Annotated in this window: 14 protein-coding genes; 10 read left to right on the top strand and 4 right to left on the bottom strand. The window is 44.4% G+C overall.

Translation table 11 applies throughout. From position 1 onward, the window contains the following. Positions 1 to 3: 3 nt before the first annotated feature. On the top strand, positions 4 to 2,361 hold the full coding sequence (locus ACMXYN_RS12625) for a DNA polymerase II (protein WP_415892121.1): 2,358 nt from the start codon (positions 4 to 6) through the stop codon (positions 2,359 to 2,361). Positions 2,362 to 2,369: 8 nt separating this feature from the next. Here ACMXYN_RS12625 and ACMXYN_RS12620 read toward each other — a convergent pair whose 3' ends face one another. Next, positions 2,370 to 2,579 (bottom strand): hypothetical protein, encoded by a 210-nt coding sequence (locus ACMXYN_RS12620; RefSeq protein ID WP_415892120.1) that lies wholly within the window; start codon positions 2,577 to 2,579, stop codon positions 2,370 to 2,372. 243 nt (positions 2,580 to 2,822) lie between these two features. On the opposite strand from ACMXYN_RS12620, the gene ACMXYN_RS12615 reads away from it, so the two are divergent. Next, positions 2,823 to 3,299 carry an SRPBCC family protein gene (locus ACMXYN_RS12615; protein WP_415892119.1) on the top strand — a complete coding sequence of 159 codons (477 nt, stop codon included), beginning with the start codon at positions 2,823 to 2,825 and terminating at the stop codon, positions 3,297 to 3,299. 67 nt (positions 3,300 to 3,366) lie between these two features. Here ACMXYN_RS12615 and ACMXYN_RS12610 read toward each other — a convergent pair whose 3' ends face one another. From ACMXYN_RS12610 to ACMXYN_RS12600, 3 genes are read right to left on the bottom strand one after another with little or no spacing between them, the layout of a single operon-like run. Then, positions 3,367 to 4,035, bottom strand: coding sequence for a LutC/YkgG family protein (locus tag ACMXYN_RS12610; protein WP_415892118.1), 669 nt, complete (start codon positions 4,033 to 4,035; stop codon positions 3,367 to 3,369). Position 4,036: 1 nt separating this feature from the next. Beyond that, positions 4,037 to 5,449 carry a LutB/LldF family L-lactate oxidation iron-sulfur protein gene (locus ACMXYN_RS12605; protein ID WP_415892117.1) on the bottom strand — a complete coding sequence of 471 codons (1,413 nt, stop codon included), beginning with the start codon at positions 5,447 to 5,449 and terminating at the stop codon, positions 4,037 to 4,039. Positions 5,450 to 5,455: 6 nt separating this feature from the next. Then, positions 5,456 to 6,247 (bottom strand): (Fe-S)-binding protein, encoded by a 792-nt coding sequence (locus ACMXYN_RS12600; protein WP_415881848.1) that lies wholly within the window; start codon positions 6,245 to 6,247, stop codon positions 5,456 to 5,458. 193 nt (positions 6,248 to 6,440) lie between these two features. Between ACMXYN_RS12600 and ACMXYN_RS12595 the strand changes: the two genes are divergently transcribed. The 8 genes from ACMXYN_RS12595 (at position 6,441) to pheT (ending at position 15,928) form a co-directional block, all read left to right on the top strand. Then, positions 6,441 to 7,139 carry a FadR/GntR family transcriptional regulator gene (locus ACMXYN_RS12595; RefSeq protein WP_415892116.1) on the top strand — a complete coding sequence of 233 codons (699 nt, stop codon included), beginning with the start codon at positions 6,441 to 6,443 and terminating at the stop codon, positions 7,137 to 7,139. A 91-nt stretch (positions 7,140 to 7,230) separates the two neighbouring features. Continuing rightward, the gene (locus ACMXYN_RS12590) at positions 7,231 to 9,000 is read left to right on the top strand and encodes an ATP-binding protein (protein ID WP_415892115.1); all 1,770 of its coding nucleotides are present in this window, start codon (positions 7,231 to 7,233) and stop codon (positions 8,998 to 9,000) included. Between the two features lie 148 nt (positions 9,001 to 9,148). Next, entirely contained in the window at positions 9,149 to 11,068 is a 1,920-nt protein-coding gene (gene thrS, locus ACMXYN_RS12585) for a threonine--tRNA ligase (protein WP_415892114.1), read from the top strand. 27 nt (positions 11,069 to 11,095) lie between these two features. Further along, the gene (infC, locus tag ACMXYN_RS12580; RefSeq protein WP_415888072.1) at positions 11,096 to 11,641 is read left to right on the top strand and encodes a translation initiation factor IF-3; all 546 of its coding nucleotides are present in this window, start codon (positions 11,096 to 11,098) and stop codon (positions 11,639 to 11,641) included. A gap of 104 nt (positions 11,642 to 11,745) precedes the next feature. Continuing rightward, positions 11,746 to 11,940: a 50S ribosomal protein L35 gene (gene rpmI, locus ACMXYN_RS12575; protein WP_007022505.1), complete on the top strand. Its 195-nt coding sequence runs from the start codon at positions 11,746 to 11,748 to the stop codon at positions 11,938 to 11,940. Positions 11,941 to 11,978: 38 nt separating this feature from the next. Beyond that, positions 11,979 to 12,335 carry a 50S ribosomal protein L20 gene (gene rplT, locus ACMXYN_RS12570; protein WP_415881844.1) on the top strand — a complete coding sequence of 119 codons (357 nt, stop codon included), beginning with the start codon at positions 11,979 to 11,981 and terminating at the stop codon, positions 12,333 to 12,335. A gap of 163 nt (positions 12,336 to 12,498) precedes the next feature. After that, complete coding sequence (gene pheS, locus ACMXYN_RS12565; protein ID WP_415892113.1) at positions 12,499 to 13,482, top strand: phenylalanine--tRNA ligase subunit alpha; 984 nt, start codon at positions 12,499 to 12,501, stop codon at positions 13,480 to 13,482. Positions 13,483 to 13,531: 49 nt separating this feature from the next. After that, on the top strand, positions 13,532 to 15,928 hold the full coding sequence (gene pheT / locus ACMXYN_RS12560; RefSeq protein ID WP_415892112.1) for a phenylalanine--tRNA ligase subunit beta: 2,397 nt from the start codon (positions 13,532 to 13,534) through the stop codon (positions 15,926 to 15,928). Positions 15,929 to 15,938 lie beyond the last annotated feature (10 nt).

Below are 15,938 nucleotides of genomic sequence, written 5' to 3'. Positions count from 1 at the left end.
GGTATGACTACTCATCTTGATAAGTCAGATCATAGCTCTTCAGCATTCATTCTGACTCGAAATCAGCACGATACGCGAGAGGGTATTGTGCTGACCTATTGGGTCTGTTCAGAACACAGTGCTTTTCCCATCTCTATTACTCAGCAAGAAGCGGTCCTTTTTGTTCTTGATGAGCAAGTTCCTCGAGTTAAAACCTTACTTAGTCATCTCCGAGACTGGCGTATCAATAAAGTTGATCTGACTGATCTGCAGTACCGTGGCGTTACCGCAATATACAGCCAAACTTTAAAAACCTATCGCCAAATTCAAGAGTTACTGCATCTGCATAATATCGTCATGATGGAAGATGATATACGTCATGCGGATCGCTACCTTATGGAGCGGTTTATTCAAGGTGGTGTGAAAATTAGCCATGTGAATGAACAGGTCCGTATAAAGCCTGATACGTTTACGCCAAATTTACGCATACTCTCTATTGATTTAGAAACGACGATGAAAGCGGACAATATCTTGTCCGCTGCATTCTATGCAGATGACTTTCAATTGGTATTGATGCAGGGGGAAGGTGTAGATAGTGATGGGCTTGAATATGTTACTGATGAAAAGGCCTTGTTACAGCGCTTTATTCAAGTGGTAGCGGAATATGACCCCGATGCGTTTATTGGTTGGAACGTAGTCGGCTTTGATTTTCGGGTACTACAAAAACGTGCTGAAGCACTGCGTATTCCACTTGTTCTAGGACGTGACCAACTGCCTTTAAAGCTGCATGAATCGGCTCAGGGTAAGCTTTTCGTGCGTATGGCAGGGCGAATCGTATTAGATGGCATTGATACCCTCAAAGGTGCAACTTATCAGTTTGAAAGTTTTGCTTTAGAAAATGTCGCTCGGGAGATGCTAGATCGAGGTAAGTTGATAGATCATGTCGATGATCGTGGCGGTGAAATACAACGGTTGTTTAGAGAAGACAAAGAGGCTTTGGCTCGTTATAACCTTGAAGATTGCCGCTTGGTTTGGGAGATATTTGAGCATGCTGATCTGATTAATTATCTTCTTGAGAGGGCACGTCTAACAGGACTTGCTCTCGATAAAGTAGGAGGCTCAGCGGCAGCATTTGATAACCAATATCTCCCTCTATTGCATCGATCAGGCTATGTAGCACCGCAATATGCTTCAGGGATGTCAGGGCTTAGTGCGCCCGGTGGTTATGTAATGGACTCACGCCCGGGCCTATATAGACAGGTCTTGGTTTTAGATTTTAAAAGCCTGTACCCCAGTATTATTCGCACCTTTAAGATTGACCCTTATGGTTTGGCTGAGGGACTTAAAGAGGGGGCTGAACCTGAAGATTTAGTCCCCGGTTTTAACCATGCAATATTTTCGCGTAGTAAGACGATTTTACCTGAGTTGATCGAGAAGCTTTGGGCGGCGCGAGATCAAGCCAAGCAGTTAAAGAACGCTGCATTATCCCAAGCGATCAAGATTATTATGAACTCCTTTTATGGTGTTTTAGGTTCAAACGTCTGCCGATTTTTTGATCAACGACTCTCGAGCTCAATCACCTTGAGAGGGCATGAAATCCTGACTAAGACACGCGATTATATCGAATCAGAATTCGGTTTTAAGGTAATCTATGGTGATACTGATTCTGTTTTTGTCTGGTTAGGTGATGATTTCCCAGAAGAGCAAGCCAACAGTACAGGCCGTGCTGTAGCAGATCACCTCAATCGCTGGTGGCGTGAAAACCTACAAGATCGTTTCGAGCTAGATAGTCAGTTAGAGATCGAGTATGAGACGCACTATTGTCGGTTTTTAATGCCGACTATGCGCCATTCAGACAAAGGTACTAAGAAGCGTTATGCAGGGCTTAAGCGTTCTGGGGATGGTTCGACCAAGATGGTGTTTAAAGGGCTAGAAAACGTCCGTACTGACTGGACGCCTTTGGCTCGTGAGCTTCAAGAGCAGCTTTATGAGCGTATTTTCTTAGGTCAAGAGTGGCAGACACTTCTTAAATCCACGGTCGAAGCGCTATTAGCGGGTAATTTAGATCACAAGCTCATCTATCGAAAGCGTATACGCCAACGTTTGGATCAGTATGTGAAGAATAAACCACCTCATGTTCAGGCGGGTTTGAAAGCTGAGTATGGATACCAAGTAAAAGGTCAGCCTAGCCCTTATCGGTCAGGCTCTTATATTGAATATATGATGACCGTTAATGGCGCAGAACCCATTGAATTTATGAGCTCGCCTTTAGATTATCAGCATTATTTGGATAAGCAGGTGAGGCCTGTGTGTGAGACGATCTTGCAGTTTTTAGATGAAGACTTTGATGACCTAACGGCACCACAGCATTCACTTTTTTAGCGATGCTGTTAGGCTTTTACGTCTATCTGGGTGCCTAACGGGCTCAGTGGATCGACTCTAAGTTTCCCAGGTGCAGTGACTTCCAAAAGCTGCATCACTTGCTCACCCGTTTGTTCGATCTGATTTTTTGCCATTTCGGCTGATTTAACCGCATGAGTCGTTTGAGTCTGTTGCGTTGACATTGCTGTCGCAGCAGCAGTGATTTCATTTGATTCCATAACATCATCCTATTGTCCGATTACGACAGCTATTTGTAATCCGTTCAAAGGTGTCGGTGTTTGATGAAAAAATACTTACATTAATCTATCGGCTTGGAATGATTTGGCTTTAGCTGATTTTCATCTATTTAGCTAATTAAGTACTTTTGGGTAGGTTCCTAATGATAATAGTTATCAATAATTAACTGGGGCATGCTTGGATTTCACTTAATGTGTTGTGATAAATAAAAAGGAATAATAAAAATGCTAAAAAAGATTATGGGTGCAGTAGCGGTATCTTCATTATTATGTGCTGTAAACGTCTCTGCCGCGGGTAATATTGCGGTTGAAGAATCAGTAAAACTGAATGTGAAACCATCTGCTGTATGGGCTTTGTTAGGGGATTATAACGGCTTGTATCGCTGGCACCCTGCGGTAGCGTCCAGTGACAGAGATAATAAAGTGCGCGTACTGACTTTAGGCAACGGTGCGAAAATTACTGAGACTTTATTGAGTAAGGATGAAGGTAAGCGTAGCTATCGCTATCAAATCGATAAATCGCCATTGCCTGTGTCTGATTATGAATCAGAAATTCAGGTTAAGTTAGATGGTCAAGGCGGCTCGATTGTTGTTTGGAGTTCTAGCTTTAATGCTGCAGGTGCTTCAGATGCAGAAGCGGAAAAAACAATTCGTGGCGTTTATCAGGCAGGCCTACAGAATTTAGATAAGCTATATAACTGAGTTCGCTAGTGGCCATAGAACAAAAAAAGCCACCTAAGAAGGTGGCTAAAGCAATAAAGATATAGAGCTACATATCTTTAAGGATAAAGATCACGAGTACGCAAGGGCCATGAGCACCCATTTGCAATTTTTGTCCGATGTCCGCGCTACGGGATGGGCCAGTAATCATATTGACCGTGCGCGGCATTTCATCAGGGTTCTGTTCACGCACCATCTGCCAAGCATCTTCGTAGCTACCGACGATCGTCGATTCACGCAATAATACGAGATGGCAATCCGGTAGGAAGTTCAATGTCGTCGGACTCTCTGGACGGGAGTACATCATCAGAGTTCCTGTTTCTGCGATACCCGTCATAGAGGTGGTTAAGCTAGCAACATCGCCCGATTGCGCAACACGCTGTTCGCGCTTGATATCGCCTAAGGCAGACCAATCGAGTTCGTTTAAGCAATCGTCACTTGCACTAACGATAGATTTAAAATCATGTTTATTTAGCCACTCAGCAACTGCAGCTGGTAGATCGTTCATTGAGTTAATGTCGATGATCTCAGCCGCTGCACCGCTAGCCATATCTCTAAACAGTTGGATTTGACCCGCTTTATCAAGCTGACTTCGTTTAGGAATAATGGTCGCTTTATGCGCATTGATACGGCGTGTCGCTGCTGCTTTTTGTGCGGGGGTTGCTTCACCACGCTGTAAGCCGCGGCGGATATTGCCCAGTATTTCTGCTTTGCTCATCTTATTTCTCCGCCTGTTTGTGGGCTTTCCATTGATCCATAAAGGTTTTGCCTTGAGGTGCTGGCATATCACGCCAGTCTGTCCAGCCACCGGCTAACGGCATTTTCTTGATGCGGCCTTTCTTACCAGCGAGTTTGTTCATAAACCAAGCGGAGCTTCTTGCTAACCAGCGGTATAGGGCAGGTCGTTTGGCAAAAAATGCCCAGCCAGCAATACCAAACCTGACAGCTTTTGGTGTTAAGTGTTTTTCAAACTCTTTTTCTCGCCAGTGCCGCATCAATTTTGGAAGAGGGATACGCACAGGGCATACTTCTTCACATTTACCACAGGATGTAGATGCGTTTGGTAGATGCGCTGCTTTATCAATGCCGATCATCTTAGGTGTTAAAACAGAACCCATTGGGCCTGGGTAAACCCAACCGTAAGAGTGGCCACCAACAGCACCATATACAGGGCAGTGATTCATACAAGAGGAGCATCGGATACAGCGGAGCATATCTTGAAACTCAGTACCCACCATCTCGCTGCGGCCGTTATCAACTAATACCACATGGAAGTTTTCTGGTCCGTCCTGATCTTCAGCTCGTTTCGGACCTGTGGATAACGTGTTGTATACCGTAAATTCCTGGCCTGTCGCAGAGCGAGCTAGCAGTCGAAGGAATAGGCTCATATCTTCCAGCGTAGGAACTACCTTCTCGATGGAAGTAATCACAATGTGAGTTTTTGGCAGGGTTTGAGTCAGATCACCATTACCTTCGTTGGTTACGATGATCGTTGAGCCAGTTTCTGCTACCAGAAAGTTGGCTCCAGTAAGCCCGACATCAGCACCTACGAATTCCTTTCGCAATACTTCGCGGGCTTCCTTCATCAATGCCTGTGGATCTTCTGTTTTAGGGCGCTTGTGATGTTCGTGGAAGGTTTCGGATACATCATTAACATTCAGGTGAATTGCTGGCGCAATAATATGGCTTGGATGATCATCACGAAGTTGTAGGATATATTCACCCAAATCAGTCTCGACAGGGCGTACACCATTGGCTTCAAGGTATTCATTCAGGCCAGTTTCTTCCGAAACCATCGACTTACCTTTAGTGATGGTCTTGGCGTTTACCTGTTTGCAAATATCGAGAATGGTTTGGTTGGCATCGTCACCGGTTCTACACCAGTGGACATGACCACCATTTTTTACAACGTTATCTTCAAACTGTTCCAGATAGATATCTAGATTCTGAATAATGTGATTTTTAAGATCACGTGCTTCATCACGCAGATCTTCAAACTCCGGTAGGCGCTTGATGGCATTGGCGCGGTTAACCGGGAAGCCATGTTTAAACTGACCTAGTGCTTCCTGAAGTTCGACATTATGTAGCGCTATACGAGCATTTTCTTTAAATTCTGGGCTTTTAATATGCATAGTGTATTACCCCGCGCTCAGTTCAGAGGCTAGCTCATATTCTGCTTCGCCAATGGCTGGCGTGTCAGTCATACCAGCTAAGATCTCAACTACATGACGTGCTTCGATTTTCTTGCCTTCGCGTTTAAGCTTGCCAGCCATGTTCAATAGGCAACCTAAATCACCGCCGACTAAAGTACTCGCACCGGAATCGCTGATGTATTCAGTTTTGTTAGACACCATACGGTTCGAAATATCTGGATATTTAACGCAGAATGTACCGCCGAAGCCACAGCAGGTTTCGGATTCTTCCATTTCATTGAGAGTTAAATTCTCAACTTTAGAAAGTAGCTTGCGTGGTTGTTGTTTAACACCAAGTTGGCGTAGACCAGAGCAGGAATCGTGGTAGGTAATCGTACCTTCAAATGCGGCATTGATACGGTCAAAATCGACTACGTCAGTTAGGAATTGGGTGATCTCAAAAGCGCGCGATTTTAGGTCCAATGCGCGTGCCTTCCAAGGGTCGTTTTCGTCAAAGACCTCTGGGTAATAATGCAGCATTCCAATACAGGAACCAGATGGGCCAACGACATATTCATAACCATCAAAAGCTTCAATCGTTTTTCGAGCAATTTCAGCAGTGGTGGCTTTGTCACCGGAATTATATGCTGGTTGTCCGCAACAGGTTTGTGTTTCTGGTACTTCTACTGTGCAGCCTGAAGCTTCAAGTAGTTTTACGGTTGCGAATGCAACGCTCGGTCTAAACATATCTGCTAGACAGGTTACAAATAAACCGACTTTAGGATTCTGATTTGGCATGAGTGTCATCGCTATATTGGTCAGCTCTACCTGAAAAGGAATCAGGTTCTCACGTCACTGACGTTTCTTATTTTTCTTCAGGTTCTACCGCCTGAAGTTTTATTTGTTACCCAAAAGATAGTTAAGAGATGGCTCAAAGGAAATGCTAAACTGATAACTGGTCTGACCAAGAGGTGGTGCGAGGTATTCGGTGGTGACAGTAAAAGATGCAAATTTAAGTCAGAAGCTGAGTTCTGAGCTGCAGAGCCAAATATTGTATGGCGATATATGTCCAGGCGAGAAGCTACCGTCTCAGCGCGTATTGGCAGAGCGATATTGTCTTTCTAGAGCAACAGTTCGTGAAGCTGTCCAAGATCTAGAATTAAAAGGCATTATCGAAACTTACCATGGTGGTGGAAGCTTGTGCAGGAACTTGCTCGAAAGTCATTTCACCATGCCTTCAGAAAGTATTGGCGATAACTTGGAGTTCCAAGTTCAAGTGATGGAAATGAGGGCTGCATTGGAAGGGGAGGCAGCTTACTACGCTGCTTTGCGTGCATCGGATGAACAGCTAGATCGAATTGGGCAAGAGTATGCAGCCATGCAGGCGCGTAGTAGTGGTAACACGACCCTAGCCAAAGCCAAAGCCGATCTCAGGTTTCACATGATGATTGCGGAAGCCAGTCATCATCTACTGGTTATCTCTTTTAGTCAGATTTTCTATAACCGTTACTTTAACGCCATATATGGCGTATTAGATCGTACGCTGAAAAAGTTTGGTCGTTATCCTGATGGAATTAGTGCGCAACATACACAAATCTATCAGGCGCTAATTAATAGGGATGCTAAGTTAGCGCGTAAAGTAGCTACAGAACATATCGACTACACTAGAAGGCAATTAGAAGCTTCTTAACCGCTTGATATTGGTACTAATCTTAATTAACTAAACCTAAAAAATGCTCCTATACTTTCTTAGTGTTGTATAAAGGCTGGAAGGGTGGGGAATGCAGGTTCGTAAGTCGTTGGTGTGGAAAATAATCTTTCCTGTCCTGTTCGTAATGGCATTGCTGGTCATCGCCATTTTGTACTACTTGCCGAAAGTCATTACACAACAAGCTATAGATGATGCCCAGACCCGAGCTGAAGAAACAGTAGAGCAATTTAAACGATTAAGGGGGTATTACACTGAAAATGTAGTAGGTGAAGTGCTCTTACATTCTGATATTGATGTCACAATTGATCACAAAAGCACGACAAATAGTATTCCTTTACCCGCAACAATGGTGCATGAATTGAGTGAGCAATTTACTCAACAAGGTACCCAAATTAAGTTATATAGTTTTTATCCTTTTCCTAATCGAGCCGAACGGCAATTAGACGAGTTTGCCATTCAGGCTTGGCATTACCTTAAGGACAACCCTCAATCTGAATATATAAAGGTCTTAAAGAATGAAGCAGGTGCGAGAGTCGTGCGTGTCGCAATTGCTGATACCTTGGTGGCTGACGCTTGTGTGAGATGTCACAACAGCCATGCCTTTTCACCTAAAGTGGATTGGAAACTTGGAGATGTAAGAGGAATATTGGAAGTTGATAGCATCATAGAGCCTGCGATTAAAAGTGGTGAAGCTCTAGGGATGAAGTTGGCATTAATGGTCTGTGCCGTCATCGCTTTCCTCGTTATGTCGATTTACGTAAGCCATCATTATTTATTTCAGGTTCCTCTGCATAAATTAGCTATGTTGTTGGAAGTCTCTACCGATCAAAATACAAAGAGAGAGGGAGACGAGTTATCGGAATACGCAGCGCTGACTTATCCCGATAATCACGAGCATGATGAAATAAGTTTTCTTTATCATAAGTTCTCTCAACAGCACGAACGTTTGGATGCGAATGCCCAAGCGATGCGCGAATACCAAGAAAAGCTGGAAGCCGAAGTTAAGCTGAATGAGCTGCTGTTAGAAGAAAGAGAAGCTCAGTTGAGTGAAACTCAGGATCAGTTAGACGCTACTCAAAAAGAATTACTGCAAAGTGAAAAGCTATCTGCATTAAAGCGCCTAGTTAGCAGTATTGGGCATGAAGTGAGTACGCCATTGGGTGTTTCTAGAACAGCTTCTTCTTATTTAATAGAGGAAAGTGATGTTGTTCTGAGTAGTTTTCAAAACAACGAGATGACACGGTCGCAGCTTGAAAAGTTTTTAACTGATAGTAGAGAAGCGGGTGAGCTATTAACAACAAATTTAACCAGAGCGCATGAGCTGATGCTTGCTTTTAAAGAGGTCGCAGTTGATCAAATCAGTGAGCAGAGAAGGGTTATAAATCTAAAAGAGTATATTCAGGATGTGTTGTTGAGTTTGAAACCAACCTATAAAAATGCTCCTGTCGAGGTGCGGAACAATATATCTCCTGAGATTGAAGTGAATGTAGAGCCAGGTGCTATTGCACAAATTGTTACAAACTTAATCACGAATTCATTAATGCATGGTTTTAAAGATGCAACAGTAGCAGGCACTATAACGCTTAGTAGCGAGACAACTGCAGACGACTACGTGCTTATTTATCTAGATGATGGAGAAGGTCTTTCTGAGGAAGTGCAGCAGCATGCTTTTGAACAGTTTTATACAACTCGACAAGATTCAGGAGGAACAGGCATGGGGATGTATATTATTTATGAGCTTGTTAAAGAGAGACTGCTCGGCGATATCAAATTTAATAGCGAAGAGGGTAAAGGAATCAATATCAGAATCACTTTGCCGAAGTCTTCCAGTTCCATATAACTTTCATCGAACATAGTTCTAGCTCCTTTTCTTTGATTACCCTATAATCGCGCCAACTCACAACGTGCTTGGTTTGTACGGTAAGTGAGATGTATCGAATATTGATGTGGCCTTACGTATGGGTCACCACTGAAATCAAGGAAATAACATGCCTGTAATTACCCTGCCAGATGGTAGCAAACGAGAGTTTGCTAACCCTGTTACTGTATTTGAAGTTGCTGCCGATATTGGCGCTGGTCTAGCTAAAGCTGCATTGGCCGGTAAAGTTGACGGTAAAGAAGTTGATACCTCTTTCACTATTGAAAATGATGCTGACCTAGCCATCATCACTGCGCGTGATGAAGAAGGTCTAGAAGTTATTCGTCACTCTACTGCTCACTTGATGGCTATGGCTGTACAAGAGTTGTTCCCTGGCGCTCAGGTAACGATCGGGCCTGTTATTGAAGATGGTTTCTATTATGACTTTGCTTACGAGCGCCCATTTACGCCAGAAGATCTAGAAAAGATCGAAAAGAAAATGGCGGAGCTAGTTAAGCAGAACTTACCTGTTACTCGTTCATTAATGAGTCGTGATGAAGCGACCAAAATGTTTGATGAAATGGGCGAGAAGTACAAAGTTGAGTTGCTTCAAGCGGTACCGGATGCGGAAGATCTTTCTTTCTACTCGCAAGGCGAATTCATCGATCTATGTCGTGGCCCGCACGTCCCATCTACTGGCCACATCAAAGCATTTAAACTGATGAAGGTTGCGGGTGCATACTGGCGTGGTGATTCCAACAACGAGATGCTTCAGCGTATCTACGGTACTGCATGGGGCGACAAAAAAGCCCTTAAAGCTTACCTACACCGTCTAGAAGAAGCTGAGAAGCGTGATCACCGTAAACTGGGTAAACAGCTGAATCTGTTCCATTTGCAAGAAGAAGCACCGGGTATGGTGTTCTGGCATCCGAATGGTTGGACGTTGTATCAGGGCATTGAGCAATACATGCGTCAAAAGCTTCGCCGTCGTAACTACGTTGAAGTAAAAACGCCACAGGTTGTAGAGCGTACTCTTTGGGAAAAGTCCGGTCACTGGGAAAAATTCTCCGAAGAGATGTTTACAACTCACTCTGAAAGCCGTGATTTTGCTGTTAAGCCGATGAACTGCCCATGTCACGTTCAGGTATATAACCAAGGCCTACGTTCTTACCGTGACCTACCATTACGTATGGCTGAGTTTGGTTCTTGTCATCGTAACGAACCATCAGGTGCACTTCACGGTATTATGCGTGTGCGTGGTTTCGTTCAGGATGATGGACATATCTTCTGTGCAGAAGATAGCATTCAGAGTGAAGTATCTGAATTTATCGATTTCCTACACGAAGTGTATGAAGATTTTGGTTTCCAAGAGATTCAATACAAACTGTCTACGCGTCCAGAAAAGCGTGTAGGTAGCGATGAAGTGTGGGATAAAGCAGAAAAAGCGCTATCTGATGCGTTAGATAATGCTGGCCTGAAATGGGAGCTGTTACCAGGTGAAGGCGCATTCTATGGTCCTAAGATTGAGTTCTCTCTGAAAGATTGCCTTGGTCGAGTATGGCAGTGCGGTACAATTCAGGTTGATTTCTCTATGCCGGGTCGTCTTGGTGCGCAGTTTGTAAACGAGCAGGGTGAACGTGAAACGCCTGTGATGTTACACCGTGCAATTCTTGGTTCTTTTGAGCGCTTTATCGGTATTTTGATCGAAAACTTCGCGGGTGCATTACCAACTTGGTTGGCACCAGTGCAAGCGGTTGTGATGAATATTACGGACAAACAAGCTGATTATTGTCAAAAAGTTGTACAAAATCTTGAAAATCAAGGATTCAGAGCCGAGTCAGACTTGAGAAATGAGAAGATCGGCTTTAAAATTCGCGAGCGTACTTTACAGAAGGTGCCTTACCTTCTTGTAATAGGCGATAAAGAAGTAGAGGCGGGTGAGGTTGCTGTACGTACTCGTACGGGTGAAAACCTAGGCGCTATGCCTCTAGATGAATTTGTAAACCTTCTTAGCAGTGATGTCGCTAAGAAAGGTCGTCAGGACTCATAAGTCTAAAAACAGTCAGGAGATAAGACTATCAGGCGTGATAATAGAAGGGGCGCTCGCAGAGAAGAGCCCATGATCAATGAGAATCTACTGAAAGTAGCTAAACAGTGCAGACTTATTGGTCCAGACGGAACACAGATTGGCATCGTACCGGTAAATGACGCTCTTGTGGCAGCACAAGAAGCGGGACTTGATCTGGTGAAAATTTCTGAAGCTGATCCCATCGTTTGTAAAGTGATGGATTATGGCAAGCATCTTTATGAGCTGAAAAAGCAAAAGAATGAAGCCAAGAAAAAGCAGCATCAGGTCCAGATCAAGGAAGTGAAATTCCGTCCTAATACGGAAGAAGGGGATTATCAGGTCAAGCTACGCAACCTGGTACGTTTCCTTGAAGCAGGAGATAAAGCCAAGATAACTTTGCGTTATCGTGGTCGTGAGATGGCCCATCAGGAACTGGGTATGCAGTTGCTTCAACGAATCGAGAAAGATTTGGAAGAGTTAGTAACTGTAGAGCAGCGTCCTAAGATGGAAGGCCGTCAACTGGTCATGGTCTTAGCTCCGAAGAAGAAAAAGTAACTCGTTACTTTACTTAACCCGTGACTGACTTGTAAAAGTTGGCTACGGGTTTTGTCGTTTGTTTCGGGCGAAAAAAAATTAACGAATGCGTGGAGATTTTAGTAATGCCTAAGATGAAATCCAATAGTGGTGCGGCTAAGCGTTTTAAGAAAACCGCTAACGGCTTCAAACACAAGCAGTCTTTCACTAGTCACATTCTGACTAAGAAATCTACTAAGCGTAAGCGTCAGCTTCGCCCTATGCTGCAGGTACACGCTGCAGACAAGGCGTTGGTTCGTCGCATGCTGCCTTATATTTAATCGATTTTTTAGCTAACAGAATTTAGAGGAAGAAAGACATGGCTCGCGTAAAACGTGGTGTTGTTGCTCGTCGTCGTCACAAGAAAGTCCTGAAAAAAGCAAAAGGTTATTACGGTGCTCGTAGCCGTGTATTCCGCGTTGCTAAACAGGCGGTAATCAAAGCTGGTCAATATGCATACCGTGACCGCCGTCAGCGTAAGCGTCAATTCCGCGCATTGTGGATTGCACGTATCAACGCTGGTGCACGTATCAACGGTTTGTCTTACAGCCGTTTCATTGCTGGTCTGAAGAAGGCTAACATCGAGATCGACCGTAAGGTTCTAGCTGATCTTGCTGTTCACGAAGCTGGCGCATTTGCTGCAATCGTAGAGAAAGCTAAAGCTTCTCTAGCGTAAGCTAGCACCCAGTGTCGTGTAAGCGACTACTTTGAAATAGGGGAAGGGTGCGAACTCTTCCCCTATTTTTTCGGTTATTTTGCCCAGTTTTCTGCGGAACATTTGGCAAAGTAACTGATTACTAACCAATTACCGTATTTATCCTTCTATTCGGAGCCGGATAATGGAAAACATTCAAAGCCTTTTGGCAGCAGGTACTGAAGCTGTCGCTACGGCAACTACTACTCAACAGTTGGACGATGTTCGCGTTCAGTACTTGGGTAAAAAAGGTGAACTTACTGCACTTCTTAAAGGCTTAGGCAAGCTATCTGCAGAGGAACGCCCACAAGCTGGTGCTAAGATCAACGAGGCTAAACAAGCTCTGCAAGAAGTTATTAATAAGCGTAAGGCGGCTTTAGAAGCAGCTGCGCTAGAAAGTAAGCTTGCAGCTGAAACGATTGATGTAACTTTACCAGGACGTGGTCAAGCACTAGGTGGTTTACACCCTGTGACTAAAACCATGGAACGCATTGAAGAGTTTTTCGGTGGTATTGGCTATACGGTAGAAGAAGGTCCAGAAATCGAAGATGATTACCACAACTTCGAAGCGCTAAATATCCCTTCACATCATCCGGCTCGTGCTATGCACGACACATTCTATTTTAATGCGAATACACTTCTGCGTACGCACACTTCAGGTGTTCAGGTACGTACAATGGAATCGCAAAAACCACCACTACGTATTATCTGCCCAGGCCGTGTATATCGTTGTGACTACGACCAAACTCACTCACCAATGTTCCATCAGGTAGAGGGTTTGATTGTCGATAAAGATATCAGCTTTGCTGACCTAAAAGGCACGCTAGAACAGTTCCTACGTGAATTCTTCGAAGAAGATGTTCGCGTGCGCTTCCGTCCGTCTTACTTCCCGTTCACAGAGCCTTCTATTGAGGTTGATATTGATCGTGGCGATGGTAAATGGTTGGAAGTACTGGGTTGCGGTATGGTGCATCCTAAAGTATTTGAAGCTTCAGGTATCGACCCTGAAGAGTACACCGGCTTTGCTTTCGGTATGGGTGTAGAGCGTTTGGCTATGTTGCGTTACGGCGTAAATGACCTGCGCCTATTCTTTGAAAACGACCTGCGTTTCCTGAATCAGTTCAACTGATCACGACAACGTTTTAAGCGGTTATTAACAGGATTTTCGGGAAAGCAAAATGAAATTCAGTGAAAAGTGGTTACGCGAGTTGGTTAACCCTGCAATCAGTACGCAGGAGCTAGTTGATCAAGTCACAATGGCAGGTCTTGAAGTAGACGAAGTTGAAGCAGCAGCTAAAGATTTTACCGGTGTTATCGTAGGTGAAATTCTAACGGCTGAGCAGCACCCAAATGCAGACAAACTTCAGGTTTGCACAGTCACTAATGGTAGTGAAGTTGTACAGGTTGTATGTGGTGCACCTAACGCTCGTGCCGGTTTAAAAACAGCATTCGCTACAGTGGGTGCGGTACTGCCTACTCCAGATGGCAAAGAGTTTAAGATTAAAAAAGCTAAACTACGTCAGGTAGAGTCATTCGGCATGCTATGTGCGGAAGATGAGCTAGGTATTTCAGATGATCACGACGGTATCATGGAGCTTCCAGCGGATGCGCCTGTAGGTACTTGTATTCGTGAATATCTAAATCTAGATGACAAAGTTATCGACGTAGATCTAACGCCTAACCGTGGTGACTGCCTAAGTATTTCTGGTTTAGCGCGTGAAGTGGGTGTGCTAAATAAAGCGCCAGTTACTTTTGTGGCAGATAATGCAGTTGAAGCGACTATTGATGCGACTTTCCCTGTAGAGCTAAAAGATGCCGGTGACTGCCCACGTTATGTTGGTAGAGTTATTCGTGGTATCAATCCACAAGCAGAAACACCACTGTGGATGAAACAGAAGCTAGAACGTTCTGGTGTACGTAGCATCGATCCAGTTGTAGATGTAACGAACTATATTCTTCTAGAACTTGGTCAACCAATGCACGCTTTCGATCTGGATAAACTATCCGGTGGTATTGTTGTTCGCCGTGCGGAGCAGGGTGAAAAGCTAACACTTCTAGATGGTCAAGAAGTTGAGCTTAATGCTGATACGCTGGCAATTACTGACGCTAATGGCCCAGTTGCTATGGCTGGTATTATGGGTGGTGAGCCGACCAGCGTAACTTCCGAAACACAGAATATTTTCCTAGAGAGCGCATTCTTTAACCCGATCTCCATTGCGGGACGTGCGCGCTCTTATGGTTTGCATACAGATTCTTCTCACCGTTTTGAACGTGGTGTAGATTGGCAGTTGCAAAATCAAGCAATTAATCGCGCTACAGAGCTTCTAATTGAGATTGTTGGCGGTGAAGCTGGTCCAGCTGTTGAAACTGTTAATCAAGATGAGTTACCTGCTGCGCGTCAGGTATTCCTGCGTCATAGCAAAGTGAATGCGATGCTGGCGTTTGAAATGCCGGCTGACGAGATTGAAGAGATCTTAACGCGTCTTGGTTTGGTTGTAGAGAAGACTTCTACGGAAGGTGAGTGGCACGTTTCTGTTCCATCTTATCGTTTTGATATCGCAATTGAAGTGGATCTGATCGAAGAGTTGGCGCGTGTATACGGCTACAACAACCTACCTGTACGTACGCCAACCGCGTCTATGCCAATCAAAGCAAACGATGAAACTAAAGTAACAATCCAGAATGTGCGTCGTGCATTGATCGCACGTGGCTATCAGGAAGCGATTACTTACAGTTTTATTGAAGCGGGTCTACAAAAGCAGTTCGATGACCAATTTGAAGGTATCGCGCTAGCTAACCCAATTTCTGCTGAAATGGCTGTGATGCGTACTACGATCTGGCCAGGTCTAGTAAAAGCGTTGCAATACAACCAGAACCGTCAGCAAGCACGTGTTCGCCTCTTTGAAAGTGGCCAGCGTTTCCTACCAACATCTGGTGATGAGATCATTCAGGAGAACGTAGTGGCTGGTTTGCTAGCCGGTGCGCGAGACCCTGAAGGTTGGAATGCAGGTAAAGATCAAGTTGATTTCTTTGATATCAAAGGTGATTTAGAGAGTTTGCTTTCTTTGGGTGGCGCTGAAGGAGACTTCTCGTTTGTGGCTGATCGCCATGTTGCCCTGCACCCAGGTCAGACTGCGCGTATTGAGCGTAATGGTGAAAAAGTAGGTTACATTGGTGCCTTGCACCCTAACTTGGTTAAAGAGTTAGGTCTAAATGGTGCTGTGTATCTTTTCGAGATTAACCAAGCTGCTTTGACTCAAGGCACACTGCCTCGCTACCAAGAAATTTCTAAATTCCCAGAGTCTCGTCGTGATCTAGCACTTATTGTAGATGAAGGCGTTGCTTTTGATTCAGTGCGTCAATTGGCTGAAAAAGAAGCGGGTGAATTCGTTAAAGAAGTAACACTTTTTGACGTTTACCAAGGCCAAGGTATTGAAAAAGGTAGAAAAAGTCTTGCTGTGGGCTTGACGTGGCAGCATCCTTCGCGCACTCTTAATGATGAAGAAATAAACAGCGCCACAAGTGCGGTTATTTCTGCACTAGCCAGTGAGTTTGGTGCCTCATTGCGAGAATAAGCAGCGAAAG

This window comes from Neptuniibacter sp. PT8_73 (assembly GCF_047778045.1).
Taxonomy (GTDB): Bacteria; Pseudomonadota; Gammaproteobacteria; order Pseudomonadales; family Balneatricaceae; genus Neptuniibacter.
Note: the sequence above shows the minus strand (reverse complement) of the source record. Positions and strands in the feature narration are given on the sequence as shown.